Annotated in this window: 20 protein-coding genes; 9 read left to right on the forward strand and 11 right to left on the reverse strand. The window is 59.9% G+C overall.

Going from position 1 to position 19,948, the window contains the following annotated elements; all coding sequences use genetic code 11:
• Positions 1-142: 142 nt before the first annotated feature.
• The gene (locus tag ACR0J1_RS15000) at positions 143-472 is read left to right on the forward strand and encodes an Hpt domain-containing protein (protein ID WP_480733775.1); all 330 of its coding nucleotides are present in this window, start codon (positions 143-145) and stop codon (positions 470-472) included.
• Here ACR0J1_RS15000 and ilvA read toward each other — a convergent pair.
• Both ilvA and ACR0J1_RS15010 read right to left on the reverse strand, forming a co-directional pair.
• Positions 469-1,695, reverse strand: coding sequence for a threonine ammonia-lyase IlvA (gene ilvA / locus ACR0J1_RS15005; protein WP_480733776.1), 1,227 nt, complete (start codon positions 1,693-1,695; stop codon positions 469-471). The genes ACR0J1_RS15000 and ilvA overlap by 4 nt on opposite strands.
• A gap of 67 nt (positions 1,696-1,762) precedes the next feature.
• Positions 1,763-2,530: a hypothetical protein gene (locus ACR0J1_RS15010; protein WP_480733777.1), complete on the reverse strand. Its 768-nt coding sequence runs from the start codon at positions 2,528-2,530 to the stop codon at positions 1,763-1,765.
• A gap of 141 nt (positions 2,531-2,671) precedes the next feature.
• Here ACR0J1_RS15010 and ACR0J1_RS15015 point away from each other — a divergent pair, with 141 nt between their 5' ends.
• Positions 2,672-3,895, forward strand: a complete 1,224-nt coding sequence (locus ACR0J1_RS15015) for an argininosuccinate synthase (RefSeq protein WP_480733778.1) — start codon at positions 2,672-2,674, stop codon at positions 3,893-3,895.
• A gap of 32 nt (positions 3,896-3,927) precedes the next feature.
• Here the strand turns inward: ACR0J1_RS15015 and ACR0J1_RS15020 are convergent, their stop codons facing one another.
• The gene (locus ACR0J1_RS15020) at positions 3,928-4,107 is read right to left on the reverse strand and encodes a YegP family protein (protein ID WP_480733779.1); all 180 of its coding nucleotides are present in this window, start codon (positions 4,105-4,107) and stop codon (positions 3,928-3,930) included.
• 386 nt (positions 4,108-4,493) lie between these two features.
• Between ACR0J1_RS15020 and ACR0J1_RS15025 the strand changes: the two genes are divergently transcribed.
• The 3 genes from ACR0J1_RS15025 to mutS all read left to right on the forward strand — a co-directional run bounded on the left by ACR0J1_RS15025 (position 4,494) and on the right by mutS (position 8,500).
• Positions 4,494-4,775 carry an SCP2 sterol-binding domain-containing protein gene (locus tag ACR0J1_RS15025; RefSeq protein WP_480733780.1) on the forward strand — a complete coding sequence of 94 codons (282 nt, stop codon included), beginning with the start codon at positions 4,494-4,496 and terminating at the stop codon, positions 4,773-4,775.
• 105 nt (positions 4,776-4,880) lie between these two features.
• Positions 4,881-5,555, forward strand: coding sequence for a peptide-methionine (S)-S-oxide reductase MsrA (msrA, locus tag ACR0J1_RS15030; protein ID WP_480733781.1), 675 nt, complete (start codon positions 4,881-4,883; stop codon positions 5,553-5,555).
• Positions 5,556-5,884: 329 nt separating this feature from the next.
• Positions 5,885-8,500, forward strand: a complete 2,616-nt coding sequence (mutS, locus tag ACR0J1_RS15035; protein WP_480733842.1) for a DNA mismatch repair protein MutS — start codon at positions 5,885-5,887, stop codon at positions 8,498-8,500.
• 58 nt (positions 8,501-8,558) lie between these two features.
• Here the strand turns inward: mutS and ACR0J1_RS15040 are convergent, their stop codons facing one another.
• Both ACR0J1_RS15040 and hrcA read right to left on the reverse strand, forming a co-directional pair.
• Entirely contained in the window at positions 8,559-9,122 is a 564-nt protein-coding gene (locus ACR0J1_RS15040; RefSeq protein WP_480733783.1) for a nucleotide exchange factor GrpE, read from the reverse strand.
• A gap of 10 nt (positions 9,123-9,132) precedes the next feature.
• Positions 9,133-10,197 carry a heat-inducible transcriptional repressor HrcA gene (gene hrcA / locus ACR0J1_RS15045; protein ID WP_480733784.1) on the reverse strand — a complete coding sequence of 355 codons (1,065 nt, stop codon included), beginning with the start codon at positions 10,195-10,197 and terminating at the stop codon, positions 9,133-9,135.
• A gap of 112 nt (positions 10,198-10,309) precedes the next feature.
• Here hrcA and rph point away from each other — a divergent pair, with 112 nt between their 5' ends.
• From rph to ACR0J1_RS15065, 4 genes are read left to right on the forward strand one after another with little or no spacing between them, the layout of a single operon-like run.
• A complete protein-coding gene (rph, locus tag ACR0J1_RS15050) occupies positions 10,310-11,023 on the forward strand; it encodes a ribonuclease PH (protein ID WP_480733785.1) in 714 nt (237 codons plus the stop codon).
• Complete coding sequence (gene rdgB / locus ACR0J1_RS15055) at positions 11,020-11,634, forward strand: RdgB/HAM1 family non-canonical purine NTP pyrophosphatase (protein WP_480733786.1); 615 nt, start codon at positions 11,020-11,022, stop codon at positions 11,632-11,634. The genes rph and rdgB overlap by 4 nt, the downstream gene beginning before the upstream one ends.
• Entirely contained in the window at positions 11,624-12,778 is a 1,155-nt protein-coding gene (hemW, locus tag ACR0J1_RS15060) for a radical SAM family heme chaperone HemW (protein WP_480733787.1), read from the forward strand. The genes rdgB and hemW overlap by 11 nt, the downstream gene beginning before the upstream one ends.
• Positions 12,778-13,131 (forward strand): YbaN family protein, encoded by a 354-nt coding sequence (locus ACR0J1_RS15065; protein WP_480733843.1) that lies wholly within the window; start codon positions 12,778-12,780, stop codon positions 13,129-13,131. Before hemW ends, ACR0J1_RS15065 begins: the two co-directional genes overlap by 1 nt.
• Here the strand turns inward: ACR0J1_RS15065 and ACR0J1_RS15070 are convergent.
• Genes ACR0J1_RS15070 through rho form a run of 6 tightly spaced genes read right to left on the reverse strand, consistent with a single transcriptional unit; the run spans position 13,121 to position 19,920 of the window.
• Positions 13,121-14,014 carry a ParB/RepB/Spo0J family partition protein gene (locus tag ACR0J1_RS15070; protein WP_480733788.1) on the reverse strand — a complete coding sequence of 298 codons (894 nt, stop codon included), beginning with the start codon at positions 14,012-14,014 and terminating at the stop codon, positions 13,121-13,123. The genes ACR0J1_RS15065 and ACR0J1_RS15070 overlap by 11 nt on opposite strands.
• 19 nt (positions 14,015-14,033) lie before the next feature.
• Entirely contained in the window at positions 14,034-14,837 is an 804-nt protein-coding gene (locus tag ACR0J1_RS15075; RefSeq protein ID WP_480733789.1) for a ParA family protein, read from the reverse strand.
• Complete coding sequence (gene rsmG, locus ACR0J1_RS15080; protein WP_480733790.1) at positions 14,830-15,453, reverse strand: 16S rRNA (guanine(527)-N(7))-methyltransferase RsmG; 624 nt, start codon at positions 15,451-15,453, stop codon at positions 14,830-14,832. Before rsmG ends, ACR0J1_RS15075 begins: the two co-directional genes overlap by 8 nt.
• Positions 15,450-17,318 carry a tRNA uridine-5-carboxymethylaminomethyl(34) synthesis enzyme MnmG gene (gene mnmG, locus ACR0J1_RS15085; RefSeq protein WP_480733791.1) on the reverse strand — a complete coding sequence of 623 codons (1,869 nt, stop codon included), beginning with the start codon at positions 17,316-17,318 and terminating at the stop codon, positions 15,450-15,452. Before mnmG ends, rsmG begins: the two co-directional genes overlap by 4 nt.
• 12 nt (positions 17,319-17,330) lie before the next feature.
• Positions 17,331-18,617 (reverse strand): tRNA uridine-5-carboxymethylaminomethyl(34) synthesis GTPase MnmE, encoded by a 1,287-nt coding sequence (mnmE, locus tag ACR0J1_RS15090; RefSeq protein ID WP_480733792.1) that lies wholly within the window; start codon positions 18,615-18,617, stop codon positions 17,331-17,333.
• A gap of 31 nt (positions 18,618-18,648) precedes the next feature.
• The gene (gene rho / locus ACR0J1_RS15095; protein WP_480533754.1) at positions 18,649-19,920 is read right to left on the reverse strand and encodes a transcription termination factor Rho; all 1,272 of its coding nucleotides are present in this window, start codon (positions 19,918-19,920) and stop codon (positions 18,649-18,651) included.
• Positions 19,921-19,948 lie beyond the last annotated feature (28 nt).

The raw sequence follows: 19,948 nt of genomic DNA on the forward strand, positions 1-19,948 counted from the left end.
AATCCCTGCATCCGTTCAAAACCCAAGATGCCATGACGCTAGGAGGCTGAACTTAACATCCGGTGAAAAATCCCCGACCTTGCGATTTAACCGCTTCTTTACCGCCCCCGCGTTATGCAGGACCCAACCGCAAGAGGGTGGCATGATTCAGTGGTCCAGAGTCCGACAGTTGCGCGACGAGGTCGGTGCAGATGAATTCAACGAGGTGGTCGAGATCTTTCTGGACGAGGTGCAGGAGGTAATCGCGAAGCTGCGCAAGGATACCGCGCGATTCGAGTTGGAACAGAACCTGCATTTCCTGAAAGGCAGCGCGCTGAGCCTTGGGTTCGACAGCTTTTCCAAGCTCTGTCAGGATGGTGAGCGCCGCGCGGCGGCCGGTGATGGCACCACCGTCGATCTGGCTGAGATTTTCTCGGCCTATGATCAATCCAAGGCAGTGTTTCAGGACGGGCTGGCCGCCAACCTGCGCTAGATCACGAACTGCGCCAGCGTCTCATCTTCGGTAATGTCGGTATAGGTGAACCCGGCCTCGTCCAGTTGGGCAAACAGGCGCATGAAATTCTCGGGCCTGCGGGTTTCAATCCCGATCAGGACCGAGCCGAAATTGCGCGCAGATTTCTTCATGTATTCGAACCGCGCGATATCATCCTCGGGGCCGAGGATGTTGAGGAATTCTTTCAGCGCGCCGGGGCGCTGCGGCAGGCGCAGGATGAAGTATTTCTTGACCCCCGAATAGCGCTGCGCGCGTTCCTTGACCTCGGGCAGCCGTTCGAAATCGAAATTCCCGCCCGAAGTCACGCAGACCACGGTCTTGCCACGCACAAAGCTTTGCACATCGCCCACCGCTTCGACCGCCAGCGCGCCTGCGGGCTCCAGAACGATGCCCTCGACATTCAACATCTCGATCATCGTGGCGCAGATGCGGTCCTCGGCCAGGGTCAGCACGTCCGACAGGTGGCGTGATTTCAACAGCTCGAACGGCTTCTCTCCGATCCGGCCCACGGCTGCGCCATCAACAAATGTGTCCACATGATCCAGCGCCACCGGATGCCCCGCCGCCAGCGCCGCGCGCAGGCAAGCGCCACCCGCCGGTTCGACGAACAGGCAGTGGCTGCGGTCCCCGAACCAGGTCGCCACGCCCGAGGACATACCGCCGCCGCCCACCGGCAGCACGACATGGTCGGGCACGGCCCCCAGTTGTTCTTCGATCTCAACCGCCAGCGAGGCCTGCCCTTCGATCACATCCGCGTCGTCGAAGGGTGACAGGAAGTGCCCGCCCTGTTGCGCACACCACGCCTGCGCGGCGGCCAACGTGTCGTCGAAATAGTCTCCGGTCAGGTGAATCTCGATATTGTCGCCGCCGAATATCCGGGTCTTCTGAATCTTCTGCTGCGGCGTGGTGACCGGCATGAAGATCACGCCGTTCACGCCCAGATGCTTGCACATATAGGCCACGCCCTGTGCGTGATTGCCCGCGCTGGCGCAGACAAACAACTCCTGCCCCTGCTGCTTGCGCATGGCGTTGAATGCGCCCCGGATTTTATACGACCGCACGGGGCTGAGATCCTCGCGTTTCAGCCAGATATCGGCCCCATACCGGTCAGACAGATGGGCATTGCGCTGCAACGGCGTCGCCGGAAAAACAGAGCGCATCGCCTGTTCGGCAGCGCGGGCGCGGGTCATGAAATCGGTCATAGGCGCGTCAGTGACCTATCCTGAGCAAAAGAGCAAGGAATACAAAGGAATACATATATGCGCGGCCTCAGCCCAGTTCGCGCTTTTCGATGAAGATCCCGTACATGGTCGTCAGGATGCTGACATTGATCATCGGCAGGATCAGCGTTCCGAAGAACACCGACAGCAGGACGCCCAGAACCGGGACAGCAGCCAGCATGGTAAAGCCAAGCTGCACCAAAAGCTGAAACAACATGGCCACGATCACCAGAACGACGATGGTGCTGGCGGTTCCTTCCGTCTTGCTCCATGCCTCACCCAGGGTAATAGGATGTCCGATTGCGGCAGCGGGCAGGATGATCGACAGGCGGTACAGGCTGATCGCCAGAAAGATGCCATAGACCAGCGACACAACGACGGACACGATCGCAAGTGCCTGACCCAACACCGCAAAAATCACCGCGATGGGGATATAGCCCACCATCGCCAGCAAAACCAGCAACAGCGCGCGACCCAGATAGGCAAGAATACGGTCAGTGCGGAAGGGCGGGACGATACCCCGGGGATATTCCTCGAGCAGGATGAACCGGTGCCAGGACACCGCGATCCAGAACATGACGACCGACATGACCACAACCATCGACAGGATGAAGATGATGACCGTACCCGGCGACAAATTCGCAGGCAGATCGCTTGTATCGCTGGTGAAGACATCCATGGGCAGGCCCAGCGCCAGAAACAGCCCGACGATGACCAGCGTGGCGATCAATGCCGGGCCTACCGTAATCTGCAGAACCTGCGTGATGTTCCCAAATACCATCCGCAGGGAATGCGCAAAAATTTTCCAGCCAAGCATCTGAAATCTGCCCTTTTCAATCGGTCCGTGTTCTCTATCCCACCGTTTCATCCCAATTCGCAGGCCGGGTCAACGCTGATAACTTGCCCCCAAGGCCAAAACCCGCTAGGGGCCTAGCGTTCTACGCATAAAGGAAGTCAGATGTCCGCGCCCAAGAAAGTTGTTCTGGCCTATTCCGGTGGCCTCGATACCTCGATCATCCTGAAATGGCTGCAAAGCGAATACGGCTGTGAGGTCATCACCTTTACGGCCGATCTGGGTCAGGGCGAGGAACTGGAACCGGCGCGCGAAAAGGCCGAGATGCTGGGTATCAAGCCCGAGAACATCTATATCGAGGACATCCGCGAAGAGTTCGTCCGCGACTTCGTCTTCCCGATGTTCCGCGCCAATGCGCTGTATGAGGGGCTGTACCTGCTGGGCACCTCGATCGCGCGGCCACTGATTTCGAAACATCTGGTCGATATCGCCCACGCCACCGGTGCCGATGCGGTGGCGCATGGCGCGACCGGCAAGGGCAATGATCAGGTCCGGTTCGAACTGGCCGCCTATGCGCTGGAACCCGATATCAAGGTGATCGCGCCTTGGCGCGAATGGGATCTGACCAGCCGGACCCGCCTGATCGAATGGGCCGAAGCGCATCAGATCCCGATTGCCAAGGACAAACGCGGCGAGGCTCCGTTCTCGGTCGATGCCAACCTGCTGCACACCTCGTCCGAGGGCAAGGTTCTGGAAGACCCCGCTGATATGGCGCCTGATTATGTCTATCAGCGCACCGTCCACCCCGAAGATGCCCCGGACACGCCGGAATTCATCGAAATCGGCTTTGAGAAGGGCGACGCCGTCAGCATCAATGGCGAAGCACTCAGCCCCGCCACCCTGCTGACCCGTCTGAACGAATATGGCGGTCGCCACGGCGTCGGGCGGCTGGATCTGGTCGAGGGCCGGTTCGTGGGCATGAAATCCCGCGGCATCTATGAAACCCCCGGCGGCACCATCCTGCTGGAAGCACATCGCGCCATCGAATCCATCACCATGGACCGCGGTGCAATGCACCTGAAGGACCAGCTGATGCCGCAATATGCCGAGCTGATTTATAACGGTTTCTGGTATTCGCCTGAACGCGAGATGCTGCAGGCCGCCATCGACAAGTCGCAAGAGCATGTAACCGGCACCGTCCGGGTGAAACTCTATAAAGGTCTGGCATCGACCGTCGGGCGCTGGTCCGATCATTCGCTGTATTCCGAGGCCCACGTGACCTTCGAGGACGATGCCGGGGCCTATGATCAGAAAGATGCTGCCGGTTTCATCCAGCTAAATGCGCTGCGTCTGAAACTGCTGGCCGCCCGCGACAAACGGCTGAGCTGACAAGGCGGGCAGCGCTTGCTGCCCACCCCTTTTTATGCTGCCTGCCGCTCGTGAACAGGCGCGTTGTAGGCTGATTTCGTTAGGTTTATGCCGTGCTCAGCATCTGCCTTGCGCACATAACTCTCGGACGAAACAGCGATGGGCTCGTGGTTGGACGCTTTTAGCGTCCAGCGCCAATACCCAGCGGAATCTTTGTAAAGAACAAAATACATTGTTGCTTCTCCACTACGTTTTCGCGATCCCGGCGGAAGTGCCGGAACCTGCAAGGACGCCGCAACATGCTTGACGGGACTCGCGAATTCAGTGAGAATCGCAGTGTCTTCACTAGACTGAATGCCCGTTTGCGGCAGTCATGGGGCACCCACTCCAATGGGTGCCCCTATATGATTCCGACTTGTTGACTGAATGTCGAGTCTTTTTCTATGTGTCATAACAACTTGTTGGGAGGCTATATTGGACACATACAAAATATTCGATGTCGTTTTGACCGATTCTGCTATCGACACGATTGCCTATTTCTAACTGTTCCCGTTGGGTCAGGCTTGCCCGCAACACTCAGATGTCTTTACGCATGGGCCTGATCAGAAGGGAGAGGATCATGCTGCAGGATATCGCCGACGGGATTCAGAAAGGCCTGAACGGTAAAAACTTTGACGGCTCGCTCAAATTCGATTGCGGCGATGACGGCGTGATCGTGCTGGCCGATAACACCGCCACGACCCATGACCGCGACACCGACTGCACCATCCGCATCTCGCGCGAGAACCTGACCAAGCTGTTGACCGGCAAGCTGAATCCGATGACCGGGGTGGCGCTGGGCAAGCTGAAAATCTCGGGCAATATGGGCGTGGCGATGAAGCTGGGGCAGCTGCTGGGGTAACGGGCGATCACGGATAAACTCGTCTCACCAGCCCGTGACAAACGATGTCAGCACATTGCAAGCGGGCAAAACTAAGGGCAGCCTTATCTCAGAAGGAGACCTGCCATGACCCGGACCGTTTACCTTGGCTACCTGAAACCCACAGCGCTGTTCGTGCTGATCCTGTTGGCCGCGATGCTGCGCGCCCTGCCCGCCCCCGCGGCAGGAACCGAGACGCTGACCGTTGCGGGCGGCTGTTTCTGGTGCGTGGAATCCGATTTTGAATCCGTCCCCGGCGTGATCGGCGCGGTGTCGGGCTTTACCGGCGGCAAGGCGGCCAATCCGACCTATGATCAGGTGTCCAAGGGCGGAACCGGCCATTACGAGGCCGTCCGGATCACCTTTGACCCCACCCGCGTCTCGCGCCAGACGCTGCTGAATATGTTCTTCCGCTCGGTTGACCCTACCGATGCGGGTGGTCAGTTCTGCGATCGCGGAAACAGCTACCGCACCGCCATATTCGTCTCTAACTCAGGGGAAAAAGCGCTTGCCCAGCGGGCCAAGTCCGAGGCACAGGCGGCGCTGGGTCAGACCGTTGTTACCCCGATCCTGCAGGCTGGTACCTTCTATCCCGCCGAAGCGTATCACCAGGATTACTACAAGGGCGACAAGCTGGTCTTCACCCGCTTCGGACCCAAACGCCAGAAGAACGCCTATAAGGCCTATCGCAAGGCCTGCGGCCGCGACGACCGTGTCCGTCAATTGTGGGGCAGCGACGCACCATTTGCAGCCGGATCCTGATCACGCCCCCGCTTGGATCAGCGATCAATATGCCCCATGTTCCGCGCCGCCGGCCCGCAAGGTCCGCGGCGCGGCGCATTTCCGGGACACGGGCCCCCTGACCGATAACCCCCGTCCCGGGCGGTTCTGCCGCTTGCAAGATGCCATCCGCTCCGGCAAGAACAACCAGAGGCATCCCGACGACGGGGTGGCAGGATCAGCGATCTGATCCCATGGTGAAACGGATCGGGATTGTCGGGATGGCGGGCAGGTAAGGGCGCGCTCGGCGATGGCCGGTAATTTGGGTAAGGCGGCACATGAACAAGTCGGCATCCGGTGGTGTCACGCCCATGATGGCACAATATCTGGAAATCAAAGCGGCCCATGCCGACGCGCTGCTGTTCTACCGCATGGGCGATTTCTACGAGATGTTCTTTGACGATGCCGTCAACGCCGCCGAGGCGCTGGACATCGCCCTGACCAAACGCGGCAAGCACGAGGGCACGGATATCCCGATGTGCGGCGTGCCGGTACATTCCGCCGAGGGCTATCTGCTGACGCTGATCCGCAAGGGCTTTCGCGTCGCCGTCTGCGAACAGATGGAAAGCCCCGCCGAGGCAAAGAAAAGAGGCTCTAAATCGGTGGTTCGTCGCGATGTCGTGCGTCTGGTGACCCCCGGCACGCTGACCGAGGACGCGCTGCTTGAGGCCCGCCGCCACAACTTTCTGGCCGCCTACAGCGCGGTCCGGGACGAGGCAGCGTTGGCCTGGGCCGATATCTCGACCGGCGCGTTTCACGTGATGCCGCTGACCGGTGCGCGGCTCAGCCCAGAACTGGCGCGGCTGGCCCCGTCGGAACTGATCGTGGCCGACGGGACCGAGCCCGCGCTGCACGAACCCGCCCGCGATCTGGGCATATCTCTGACCCCCATCGGGCGCGCCAGTTTCGACAGCACTGCAGCGGAAAAGCGCATCTGCGGGCTGTTTCACGTGGGCGCGCTGGATGCGTTCGGCAGTTTCACCCGCGCCGAGGTTTCAGCCATGGGCGCGCTGATCGACTATCTTGAGATCACCCAGAAGGGCAAGCTGCCCCTGCTGCAAACCCCGCTCAAGGAATCCGAGGACCGCACCGTCCAGATCGACGCCGCCACGCGCCGCAACCTGGAACTGACCCGGTCGCTGTCGGGTGGCCGCGCCGGGTCGCTGTTGTCCGTGGTCGACCGCACCGTGACGCCGGGCGGCGCGCGGCTGCTGGAACAGCGTCTGTCCAGCCCCTCACGCACGCTCGACGTGATCCACGCCCGGCTGGATGCTGTGACCTTCGCCGCCGAGGACAGCCTGACCGCCTCGGATCTGCGAGAAGCGTTGCGCAAGACCCCCGATCTGGACCGCGCCCTGTCGCGCCTGTCGCTGGACCGCGGCGGCCCCCGCGATCTGGCCGCCATCCGCAACGGGCTGGCGCAGGCGGCGGCGATTGCCGATCTGTGCGCCAACCACACCCTGCCGGTTCTGCTGGCCACCGCAGTACAGAACCTTGTGGGGTTCGACGATCTGCTGACCCTGCTGGACGAAGCCCTTGTGGCCGAGCCCCCCCTGCTGGCCCGCGACGGCGGCTTCATCGCCCCCGGCTTTGACAGCGAACTGGACGAAGCCCGCACCCTGCGCGATGAAGGCCGGTCGGTCATCGCCGGGTTCCAACAAAAATACGCGGAACACACCGGGATCACCTCACTGAAGATTAAGCACAACAACGTGCTGGGGTATTTCATCGAAACCACGGCCACCCATGCCGAGAAAATGCTGAACCCGCCGTTCAGTGAAACCTATATCCACCGCCAGACCACCGCCAATCAGGTGCGGTTCACCACGGTGGAACTCTCCGAGATCGAAACACGCATCCTTAACGCGGGCAATCTGGCGCTGGAGATCGAAAAAAGACTCTATGAAAGGCTTTCGGACGCAGTTCTGGATCGCGCCGCCCACCTGAACCAAGCGGCCCGAGGGCTGGCCGAACTCGACCTGACCACCGCCCTGGCCGATCTGGCCCGCGGCGAAAACTGGGCGCGCCCGCAGGTGGACGCTTCGCGCATCTTCGACATTCAGGCCGGTCGTCACCCGGTCGTCGAACACGCCCTGCGCCAGCAAAGCGGCGATGCCTTCATTGCCAACGATTGCGATCTCAGCGCCGAAGATGGCGCTGCGATCTGGCTGCTGACTGGCCCCAACATGGCCGGTAAATCCACCTTCCTGCGCCAGAACGCCCTGATCGCCCTGCTGGCCCAAATGGGCAGCTACGTTCCTGCCGAACAGGCGCATATCGGTGTGGTCAGCCAACTCTTCAGCCGCGTCGGCGCGTCGGACGATCTGGCCCGCGGTCGCTCGACCTTCATGGTCGAGATGGTTGAAACCGCCGCCATCCTGAATCAGGCCGACGACCGCGCCTTGGTGATACTTGACGAAATCGGACGCGGCACGGCCACCTATGACGGCCTGTCCATTGCCTGGGCCACGCTCGAACACCTGCACGCCGCCAACCAATGCCGCGCGCTGTTTGCCACGCATTATCACGAACTGACCGCGCTGGCGGGCAATCTGGACGGTGTCGACAACGCCACCGTCGCAGTCAAGGAATGGGAGGGCGAGGTCATCTTCCTGCACGAGGTCCACAAAGGCGCCGCCGACCGCTCATACGGTGTACAGGTCGCGCAACTCGCAGGCCTGCCTGCTTCGGTGGTCGACCGCGCCCGGGTCGTGCTGGACCAGCTCGAAAAAACCGAACGCGAAGGCCGCAAGCAAAAAGCGCTGATCGACGACCTGCCCCTCTTCTCAGCGGCACCACCGCCACCACCACCCGCACCCAAAGCCTCGCCCGTTACAGACATGCTCGCCGAAATCCTGCCCGACGAACTCACCCCGCGCGAAGCGCTCGAGCTGATCTACAAACTGAAAGAGGCGGCCAAATCCTGACCGCCCCTTCTTCTGTTCAAAAATACTTCCGCCGGAGGCTTGGCCTCGCAGAGGCCAATCAACTCGCAGGCGTCGAAGAAACCCCAACCTGCGCCGGCCGCAACAGCCTGTCGTGCAGCATGAATCCTTCCGCCGAGACCTGAATGATATCCCCCGCCCGGGTCCCCGGCACCGGAGCCTCAAACATCGCCTCATGCACATTCGGATCGAACCGATCGCCAACTTCGGGCGTGATCACTTCGATCCCATGTTTCTGGAACACATCCTTCAGCGCCCGCATGGTCAGCTCGACCCCCTCCAGCAGACCGGCGGCAACCTCTTTCTGCTCATCGGTCGCCGCCTCAAGCGCGCGTTTCATGTTATCGTAGACCGGCAGCATATCACGGGCCAGTTTCGACCCACCATATTGCTCGGCATCCCGACGCGCCTTGTCTCCACGCTTGCGCGCATTTTCAGCATCCGCCAGCGCACGCATGAAACGGTCCTTGTAATCGTCCCGCTCAGCGCGCAGCTCATCCAGCTCCAGCGCCTCTTCGCTGATCTCAGCGATTTCCTCGGCCAGTTCTTCCGCTTCGGCGGACATGATATCGTCCAGAAATTCTTCGTTCTTGGGCTCTGCCATCTCTTACCCTCTAGCTCCGGTCGGAAATCAGTTTGCCGACCAGTTGCGCCGTATAATCCACGATCGGCACGATCCGTCCATAATTCAGACGTGTGGGTCCGATGACCCCGACCGCACCGATTATCTTACGATCAGCGTTCATATATGGAGACACCACCAAAGAGGAACCCGAAAGTGAGAAAAGTTTGTTCTCAGAGCCGATAAAAATGCGCACACCCTCGCCGTCCTCGGTCAATTCAAGGAATTCAGCGATATCACGTTTGCGTTCCAGATCGTCAAACAGGGTGCGAATGCGGTCCAGTTCCTCGGCCTCACCGGGATCACCCAGCAGATTCGCCCGCCCCCGTACGATCAGACGAGCCGAGTCGCTGCCGTCCCCGTCCCAGGCGGCAATCCCGCTTTCGACCATCTCGCGGGCCAGGACATCAATTTCCTGTTTGCGCGCATCGATCTGAGACAGCATCTGCTTGCGCACTTCGCTGAGGGTCCGCCCCTCAATCAGCGCATTCAGGAAATTCGCCGCCTCGCGCATAGAACTTGGCGTCTGTCCGGGCGGCGGCGTGAATAGCCGGTTTTCAACATGCCCGTCCGAGAACACCAACACCACCAAAGCCCGGTCATGACCCAACGAGACGAACTCGATATGTTTGATCTCGGCCTCATGTTTGGGCGTCAGCACCAGCGATGCACCTTGTGTCACGTGTGACAAGGCCGATCCCACCCGGTCCAGCATCCCGCCCACATCGCCTGCGTTAGAGCCTAGTGTTTCGTCAATCTTCTGCCGGTCATCGACGCCCAGATCGCCGACCTCAAGCAACCCGTCCACGAACATGCGCAACCCTTGCTGCGTCGGTATCCGCCCCGCGCTGACATGCGGGCTGTCGAGCAGGCCCAGAAACTCAAGATCCTGCATCACATTGCGTACGGTCGCCGCGCTGACCTTTTCCGACAGGGTGCGGGTCAGGGTGCGGCTGCCCACCGGCTCACCGCTGTCCAGATAGCTTTCGACAATCAACCGGAACACCTCACGCGACCGGTCGTTCATCTCGTTCAGAATTTTGCTCGCTTCACTCATCAGCGGCCCCCTGCTGGATCGCCATTAAATAGCAGGCAAATGAAAGGTCAATCGGGGTTGCATCGTAACGCTGCGGGGCGGTATCCCCAAGCCAACAGATAAAGGAATGCCCATGCGACCCTCAGGACGTAATCTAGACGAAATGCGCGCTGTTTCCATCGAAACAGGTTTCACCAAACATGCCGAAGGGTCCTGCCTGATCAAGATGGGCGACACCCATGTGCTGTGCACCGCCACAATCGAGGATCGCGTGCCGCCCTTCATCAAGGGCTCGGGTCTGGGCTGGGTCACGGCGGAATACGGAATGCTACCCCGCGCGACCAACACGCGGATGCGGCGTGAGGCAGCATCGGGCAAACAAGGTGGTCGCACCGTGGAAATCCAGCGCCTGATTGGCCGTGCCCTGCGCGCAGGTGTGGACCGGGTTGCTTTGGGCGAACGTCAGATCACCGTCGACTGCGATGTGATTCAGGCTGATGGTGGCACCCGATGCGCCTCGATCACCGGTGGCTGGGTGGCACTGCGTCTGGCGGTGAACAAGTTGATGAAGGCAGGTGACGTGATTTCCGATCCGCTGGTTGATCCTGTCGCCGCCGTTTCCTGCGGCATCTATGCTGGTCAGCCGGTGCTGGACTTGGACTATCCCGAAGACAGCGAGGCCGGGGTCGATGGCAACTTCATCATGACCGGCTCTGGCAAGCTGATCGAAGTGCAGATGAGCGCCGAAGGATCCGTCTTCAGCCGCGCCCAGATGGATCAGCTGATGGATCTGGCCGAGAAAGGCGTCGGCGAACTGGCCGCCGCCCAAAAGGCCGTCACCGCATGACCCGCAAATTCGACGGTGACCGACTGCTGGTCGCCACGCATAACAAGGGCAAGCTTGAGGAGATGGAACATCTCCTTGCGCCCTTTGGCGTAACGGTCGTTGGTGCCACCGAAATGAACCTGCCCGAACCCGAGGAAACCGAAGACACCTTTGTCGGCAATGCTCGGATCAAGGCCCATGCCGCAGCCAAGGCCACCGGCCTGCCTGCCCTGTCGGACGATTCCGGTATCACCATCGATGCGCTGGATGGCGCGCCGGGCGTCTACACCGCCGATTGGGCCGAAACCGGCAATGGCCGCGATTTCCTGATGGCGATGACCCGCGCGCATACCGAGTTGGAGGCGAAAAACGCCCCCCACCCCCGCACCGCGCAGTTCCGCAGCACGCTGGTGCTGGCCTGGCCTGACGGTCATGATGAAGTGTTCGAGGGCATCGCCCCCGGCCACCTGGTCTGGCCCATCCGGGGCGAAGGCGGCTTTGGTTACGACCCGATGTTTGTCCCCGACGGCCACGACATTACCTTTGCCGAGATGGATCGCTGGGAAAAGAACAAGATCAGCCATCGCGGCCGTGCGGTGGAGATGTTCGTGAAAGGCTGCTTTGGCGGATGATTGGCGCAACGGGGGCTTTGGCCTGTACGTGCATTGGCCCTTTTGCGAGGCCAAATGCCCCTATTGCGACTTCAACAGCCATGTGTCCCGAAATATCGATCAAAAACAATGGCTTGGTGCATATTTGAGCGAGCTGCGCCGCTCGGCGGCTGAAACCCCCGGGCGGGTCCTGAACACGATCTTCTTCGGTGGTGGCACCCCGTCCCTGATGGATCCCGACACCGTTGCCGCTGTGATCAACGAAGCCCGCACTCTCTGGCACCCGGCCAATGACATGGAAATCACGCTTGAGGCCAATCCCGGTTCGGTCGAGGCTGGCCGGTTTGCTGCCTATCGCGATGCGGGTGTGAACCGGATTTCTATGGGCGTACAGGCCCTGAACGACGACGACCTGCGCCGTCTGGGCCGCATCCATACCGTCGCCGAGGCCCGCGGCGCCTTTGACATCGCGCGGCACTGCTTCGATCGGGTCAGCTTTGACCTGATCTATGCCCGCCAACACCAGACACTGACCGATTGGCAGGCCGAACTGACCGAGGCCTTGTCAATGGCCGTCGATCACTTGTCGCTGTACCAGCTGACCATCGAAGACGGCACCGCCTTCGGCGACCGCTATGCGGTGGGCAAGCTGCGTGGCCTGCCCGAAGATGATCACGCCGCCGATATGTATCTAGCCACGCAGGAAATCTGCGACGCGCACGGCCTGCCCGCCTATGAGGTCTCGAACCACGCACGGCCCGGCGCGGAATCGCAACACAATCTGATCTATTGGCGCTATGGGGATTATGTCGGCATCGGCCCCGGCGCACATGGTCGGATCACTCTGAACGGGCGCAAGCTTGCAACGGAAACCTACCTGTCGCCGACGAAATGGCTGTTGGCTGCGGCGCAAGGTCTGGGTGAGAGTGATCGGATCGAACTCAGCCAGCAGGATCAGGCATCTGAACACCTTATGATGTGTATTCGCCTCTCAGAAGGTCTAAATATTGATAGATACCGAGAATTGGCGGGTCACACGCCTCCGCAGGACAAGCTTGCTGCACTGGTCGATCTAGGGATGATCGAGCTCTGTGAAAACCGGCTGCGCGCGACGCCCAACGGACGCGCGGTGCTAAACGCGGTAATCCGGGAAATTCTGGAATGATGCAATATCTGTGGGCCGGTCTGGGTTTGCTCTGCGTCGCGCTTGCCGTGATCGGTATCGCCCTACCCTTGCTTCCGACCGTCCCGTTCCTGCTGCTGGCCGCGTTCTTCTTTGCCCGCTCGTCGTCGCGCCTGCATCACTGGCTGCTGAGTCATAAGACCTTTGGCCCGTTGATCCTGGACTGGCAAAGCTCGGGCGCGATCCGGCCTGCCGCAAAAAAGGCGGCCACCCTTTCGATCGCCGCCGTGTTTGGCCTGTCAGTTCTGATTTCCGTCCCGGCGCATGTCCTGGTCATTCAGGCCGTCGTGCTGGGCGGCGTCATGACCTTTATCTGGACCCGGCCTAACGGCTGAGCTTGGCGCACAGATCATCCAGCTGATCGAGGTTTTCATAGGTGAGCACGACCTGCCCGGTCTCTGAACCCGCCTTGTGATTGATGGTCACCTTCATCGCCAGAATTGCCGAGAGATCTTTCTCGAGCGCGCGTGTATCCGCATCTTTCCCGGCGTTCAGATTTCTGGACCGTGGTGTTGGTGTGTCAGACCCGCCTTGCTGTTTCTTGACCAAAGCCTCGGTCGCCCGCACCGAAAGCCCGTCCCGAACCACCTGTTTCGCCAGCTCCGAAGGGTTTTCCGCCGTGATCAAAGCCCGCGCGTGACCAGCGGATAGTTTGCCCTCAATCACCAAGGTTTGCACATCCATCGGCAGCGACAGCAGGCGCAGCAGATTGGCGATATGGCTGCGGCTCTTACCCAAAGCCTCGGCCAGTTTTTCCTGCGTATGGCCGAAACGGTCCATCAGTTGCTTGAAGCCGGCGGCCTCTTCCACCGCGTTCAGATCAGCACGCTGAATGTTTTCGATGATCGCGACCTCAAGAACCTCGGTATCGTCGAATTCACGAACAATCACTGGAATTTCATGCAGTTGCGCCATCTGGGCGGCGCGCCAGCGGCGTTCGCCCGCGACGATTTCATACTGCCCACCTGCGATGCTGCGCACGATCAGGGGCTGAATGATTCCCTTTTCCTTGACCGAGGCTGCAAGCTCATCCAACTGTTCCTGCGCAAAACGGCGGCGGGGCTGATCTGGGTTTGCCTGCAGTTTTTCGATCGGAACCTTCAGATCAGGGCGGCGCGGCTCCGATGCGATCCGGCCATCGGCCTCGGGTGTCACGTCGGCCATCAACGCCGACAAACCGCGACCCAACCCACGGGGTTTGCTTTTCCTGACGCTCATTTGCCCTCCTGACCGCCGCTTAGGCGGCGGCTTTGTTGTTCTTATGCATGATCTCACGGGCAAGGTGCCGATAGGCCATCGCCCCCAGAGACCCGGAATCATATTGCAGAACGGGCAGCGCGTAAGACGGCGCCTCGCTCACCCGCACATTCCTGGGTATCTTGGTTTTAAATACCATCTCACCCAGATTGTCACGCGCATCCTTTTCGACCTGACGAGACAAGTTGTTGCGGTTGTCATACATGGTCAACACAACACCTTCGATTCTGAGGTCCGGATTTGCGGTTTGACGCACCTCGCGGATCGTCAGCATCAGCTGCGACAGACCTTCGAGCGCGAAGAATTCGCTCTGCAGCGGTACAAGCACCGAATGCGCCGCGACCATGGCGTTGACAGTCAGCAGGTTCAGCGACGGCGGGCAGTCGATCAGCACGAAATCCAGACCAAAGGCGTCAATCGCCGTCTGGCGCAACGCGTCGTGCAGCAGATAGCTGCGCTTCTCGTTTGAAATCAGTTCGATATCTGCCGAGCTGAGATCAACGGTTGCCGGAACCACATAGAGATTGCTGATTTCGGTTTCCTGAACCACAGCCTCAAGCGGCGCGTCGTCCAGAATAAGGTCATATGTCGTCCAGTCCCGATCCTCGACACCAAGCCCGGTTGACGCGTTGCCTTGCGGATCAAGGTCGACCACCAGCACCTTGCACCCAGCTTCGGCCAGCCCGGCCGCCAGATTGATTGCTGTTGTTGTCTTTCCCACCCCGCCTTTCTGATTGGCGACCGCGACAATCCGGGGCCCGGCAGGACGAGACAGATCAACCACGAGTGACTCCTTTGACTTTCAGGATAACGGCTTGGGGTTCCGTTAAACTTGTAATTGGCTCAGCCTCGAATTTCCATTCCTTGCGCGCGTCGTCCAGTTCTTTTTTCCAGCTTGCGCCTTTCGGCAACAGCGCGATGCCAGTCGGGCTTAAATGCCTGTCACAAAAAGACAATAGCTTTCTCAGGTCCGCCAGCGCCCGGGCAGACAGGATATCCGCTTCAAGCGGTTCAATATCCTCGATCCGTCGTGATATGACCTTGGAATTGGCATCGCATTCGCGCGTGACAGTGCGCAGGAAGGCCGATTTGCGCTGGTCGCTTTCTACCAACGTGAATTGCATCTGAGGCGCCACTTCAATCGCCATGATTGCGCAGACGAGCCCCGGGAACCCTCCGCCGCTGCCCAAATCGACCCAATTTGCAGCCGGTCCAGCACACCGGAAGACCTGTAACGAATCCCGGATGTGACGCTCCCATATGGTATCCAGACTGTTGCGCGACACCAGATTGATCTTCGGATTCCAGCGCCCAACCAGATCCACATATGTTCTGAGCCGCTCAAATGTTTCACGTGAAACATCCAGATCCTCCGGCGTCACGCCCTTCGCAGCTCTCATGCTTTGCGCGTCCTCAAATCCCGACGCAGCTTTGCCAGCACCAATGTCAGTGCCGCCGGTGTAACCCCTTCGACCCGTCCGGCCTGTGCAATATTCTCTGGCCTGGCCTTCGACAGCTTTTGCTTCATCTCAGCCGACAAACCATCAAGCGCAAAATAGTCAAAATCCCTTGGAATCATGTGGGATTCGTCACGTTTCATCGCTTCGACATCACGCTGCTGCCGCGCGATATAGTTGGCGTAAAGGGCGTCACGCTCAACCTGACGCCGGGTATCCTGATCTGTAGCCGCCAGTTCGGGATCAAGTGTTATCAAATCCTCGAACCCAACTTCTGGAAAAGCCAATATCGCCATTCCATCCCGACGGTTTCCGTCCTGATTGACAGCGATCCCGGCTGCACGGACCTCTTTCGGCGTGTAGGTTCGGGCGGTGAGTCGAGCGCTCACGGTCTGCAACTTATCAGACTTCTTCGCGAAGACTTCTTGCCGGGACGCACCAACACAGCCCAATTCAATGCCCTTCGGTGTCAGGCGTTGATCTGCGTTGTCGGCGCGAAGGGATAAGCGGAACTCGGCGCGGGAGGTGAACATCCGATAAGGCTCCGCGACCCCGCGGGTGGTTAAGTCATCGATCATCACGCCGATATAACTGTCCGACCGCGTAAAAAACACAGGATCGTGCCCCTGAACCTCACGCGCCGCATTCAGCCCGGCGACCAGACCTTGCGCCGCGGCCTCCTCATATCCCGTAGTGCCATTGATCTGCCCCGCAAGATATAGGCCCGGCGCATCAGGGAGCGACAGCGAGGCGCTCAGAACACGCGGATCGACATAATCGTATTCGATGGCATAACCCGGCTGCAGGATCTCTGCCTGCTCAAGGCCTTTGATCGAGCGCACATACGCCACCTGAACGTCCTCCGGCAAAGAGGTCGAGATTCCGTTCGGGTAGACAGTGTGGTCATTGACGCCCTCTGGTTCCAGAAATATCTGATGTGATTCCTTGTCCGCGAAGCGCACGATCTTATCCTCTATCGAGGGGCAATATCTGGGACCGACCCCGTCGATATGCCCGCCATACATAGCGGATCGAGATAGGTTGCGCTCGATGATCTCGTGGGTTTGCGTGTTAGTATGAGTGATGCCACAGGCGATTTGGGGCGCCGTCACGGTCGTCGACAGGACCGAGAACAGCGTCGGCTCGGGATCACCGTCTTGCCGTTCAAGAGCATCCCAATCGATCGTCCGTCCATCCAGACGCGGCGGTGTGCCGGTCTTTAGCCGCGCCATGGGCAGCGCGAAACCATCCAGACGTTCAGCAAGCCTCACCGACGGGCGGTCGCCCATACGACCCCCGGGCCTTGATATATCACCGATATGGATTACGCCGCGCAGGAACGTACCCGAAGTCAGAATGACCGTCTTTGAAGCAATCTCGGATCCGTCCGCCAGAACAACACCCGCAACCCGCGAGCCGTCCATTCGGAAATCGACGACCTCACCCGGAATGACGGATAGGTTGGGCTGGCCTTGCGTCTCCTTCAGCATGGCAGCTTGATACAAGGCGCGGTCGGCCTGCGCGCGCGGGCCCTGGACAGCCGGGCCTTTTCTTCGGTTCAGAAGGCGGAACTGAATTCCCGCCTGATCCGCAACACGCCCCATGACACCATCCAGCGCGTCGATCTCTCGGACCAAATGACCCTTGCCCAGCCCGCCAATAGCGGGATTGCAGGACATCACCCCGATATCTCGTTCAGACAAGGTCACCAACGCCGTCGAGACACCCATGCGGGCAGCTGCGTGGGCGGCCTCGGCCCCCGCATGGCCTGCCCCTATCACGACTACATCGAAATCTGAATGTTTCACGTGAAACACTCCTCACTTACCCAAACAAAAGCTGGCAAAGATCTCATCCAGAAGGGTTTCGACATCTATTCTGCCCACCAGAGATTCAAGCGCGCGGATCGCGGTCCGCAGTTCCTCAGCCGCTATATCATACATCTCGGGCCCTGATTCCAGAACCGTCTGAGCAGCCTTTAACGCGTCACTGGCCCGTAGCATAGCGGTCCGATGCCGTTCCCGCGTCGCGATACCATGACTGGTAGTTCGATGGCTTAATATATACGATATATTGTTGATCAATCGATCAATACCCTGTCCAGTTTTCCCCGAAATACCCTCTGCTGCAGCCTCTCGCAGGTCAGATTTCGGAAGAACGTGAATATCCCCGTCCCGCATCTGAATCCCCAGTGCATCCGGCGCGTCAGTCAGAAACACCCGCAGATCAGCAGCCTCAGCCCGATTGCGGGCCAGTTCGATACCCAGGTTTTCGACATGGTCTTCGGTCTCACGCAGCCCTGCAGTATCCAGCAATGTGACCGGCAGGCCCGCAAGGTCCATCCGCACCTCGATCACGTCTCGCGTGGTGCCCGCATATTCCGAGGTTATCGCCGCCTCGCGCCCAGCCAGCGCATTCAGCAGCGTTGACTTCCCCGCGTTCGGAGGGCCCACAATCGCCACCTCAAAGCCCGAGCGGATACGTTCAGCAATCCGAACCCCCTCAGCCTCGCGCGTCAGGTCTGCTTTCACGACCTCTATCAGGCTGCGAACTTCGGGCGTGACATCGGTCGGCACCTCTTCATCGGCAAAGTCGATCACCGCCTCAAGCAACGAGGCGGCCCGGATCAGATCACGCCGCCAGCCCTCAGCCAGCTTACCCAGCGCTCCGGACAAGATGGTTTGCGCCTGTTTGCGCTGCGCCTCGGTTTCCGCGTCGATCAGATCGGCCAGCCCCTCGACCTGAGCGAGGTCCATCTTGCCGTTTTCCAGCGCCCGCCGCGTGAATTCTCCGGGTTCGGCCAGACGCAGATCGTCACGGTCCGACAAGCACCGCAGCACCGCGTTGACCGCGGCCGTACTCCCGTGGATCTGAAACTCGGCCACGTCTTCGCCGGTGAAGCTGGCCGGCGCCTGGAAGGTCAGAACCAGCCCGTCATCCAGAATCGCACCGTCCGGCCCGCGCAGCGTCCGCAGATGCATCCCGCGCGACGGCAACCCGCCCCCGGCCAGCGCGTTCGCTGACTTGTGCGCATCAGGTCCAGAAAGACGGATGACTGCTACGCCTGCTTTGCCCTGGGCGCTGGCCAGGGCGAATATCGTATCCATGGATAGCCCCCGCGACAGTGCCGGACCGGCGTCAGGTGTTCATCGAATCAAAGAACTCGCCATTTGTCTTGGTCTGTTTCAGTTTCGACAACAGGAACTCGATGGCGTCGGTCGTGCCCATCGGGTTGAGGATGCGGCGCAGAACGAAAGTCTTGGCCAGATCGCCCTTGTCGACCAGCAGGTCCTCTTTCCGGGTGCCGGATTTGAGGATGTCGATCGCCGGGAACACGCGCTTGTCGGCGATCTTGCGATCCAGAACAATCTCCGAGTTACCCGTGCCCTTGAATTCTTCGAAGATGACCTCGTCCATCCGGCTGCCGGTATCGATCAGCGCGGTGGCGATGATGGTCAGCGAGCCACCCTCTTCGATATTCCGCGCCGCACCAAAGAACCGCTTGGGCCGTTGCAGGGCGTTCGCATCCACACCACCGGTCAGAACTTTACCCGAGGATGGGACCACGGTGTTAAACGCTCTGCCAAGTCTTGTGATTGAGTCGAGAAGAATAACAACATCTCGTTTATGTTCGACCAAACGCTTGGCTTTTTCGATCACCATCTCAGACACGGCGACGTGGCGCGTTGCCGGTTCGTCAAAGGTCGAGGAGACAACCTCACCCTTCACCGAGCGCTGCATGTCGGTCACCTCTTCAGGGCGTTCATCGATCAGCAGGACGATCAGATAACACTCGGGATGGTTCTTTTCGATCGAATGCGCGATGTTCTGCAGGATCACGGTTTTACCGGTCCGTGGCGGGGCCACAATCAGCGACCGCTGGCCTTTACCGATGGGCGACACAAGGTCGATCACACGGGCCGATTTGTCCTTGATGGTCGGATCCTCGATCTCCATCTTCAGGCGCTCATCAGGGTACAGCGGCGTGAGGTTGTCGAACAGGATCTTGTGCTTGGCCTTGTCGGGGTTCTCGAAATTGATCTTGGTGACCTTGGTCAGAGCGAAATAGCGCTCGCTCTCGTTCGGGGCCTTGATCTCACCTTCGACCGTGTCGCCGGTGCGCAGCGAATGCTGGCGGATCATGTCGGGTGAGACATAGATATCGTCCGGACCCGGAAGGTAGTTCGCCTCGGGCGAGCGCAGGAAGCCAAAGCCGTCCTGCAGCACTTCCAACACACCATCGCCGCCAACGGTCCAGCCCTCATCTGCGCGTTCACGCAGAATCTGGAACATCATCTCGCCCTTGCGCATGGTCGAGGCATTTTCGATCTCAAGCTCTTCGGCCATGGCCAGCAGGTCTTTGGGGCTTTTGGCTTTCAGATCGGCAAGATTCAGGGACTCGGTCGTCATGATATACACCTTCACCGCTTGGGATCGC

It is taken from the genome of Ruegeria sp. CJ3 (assembly GCF_056536725.1).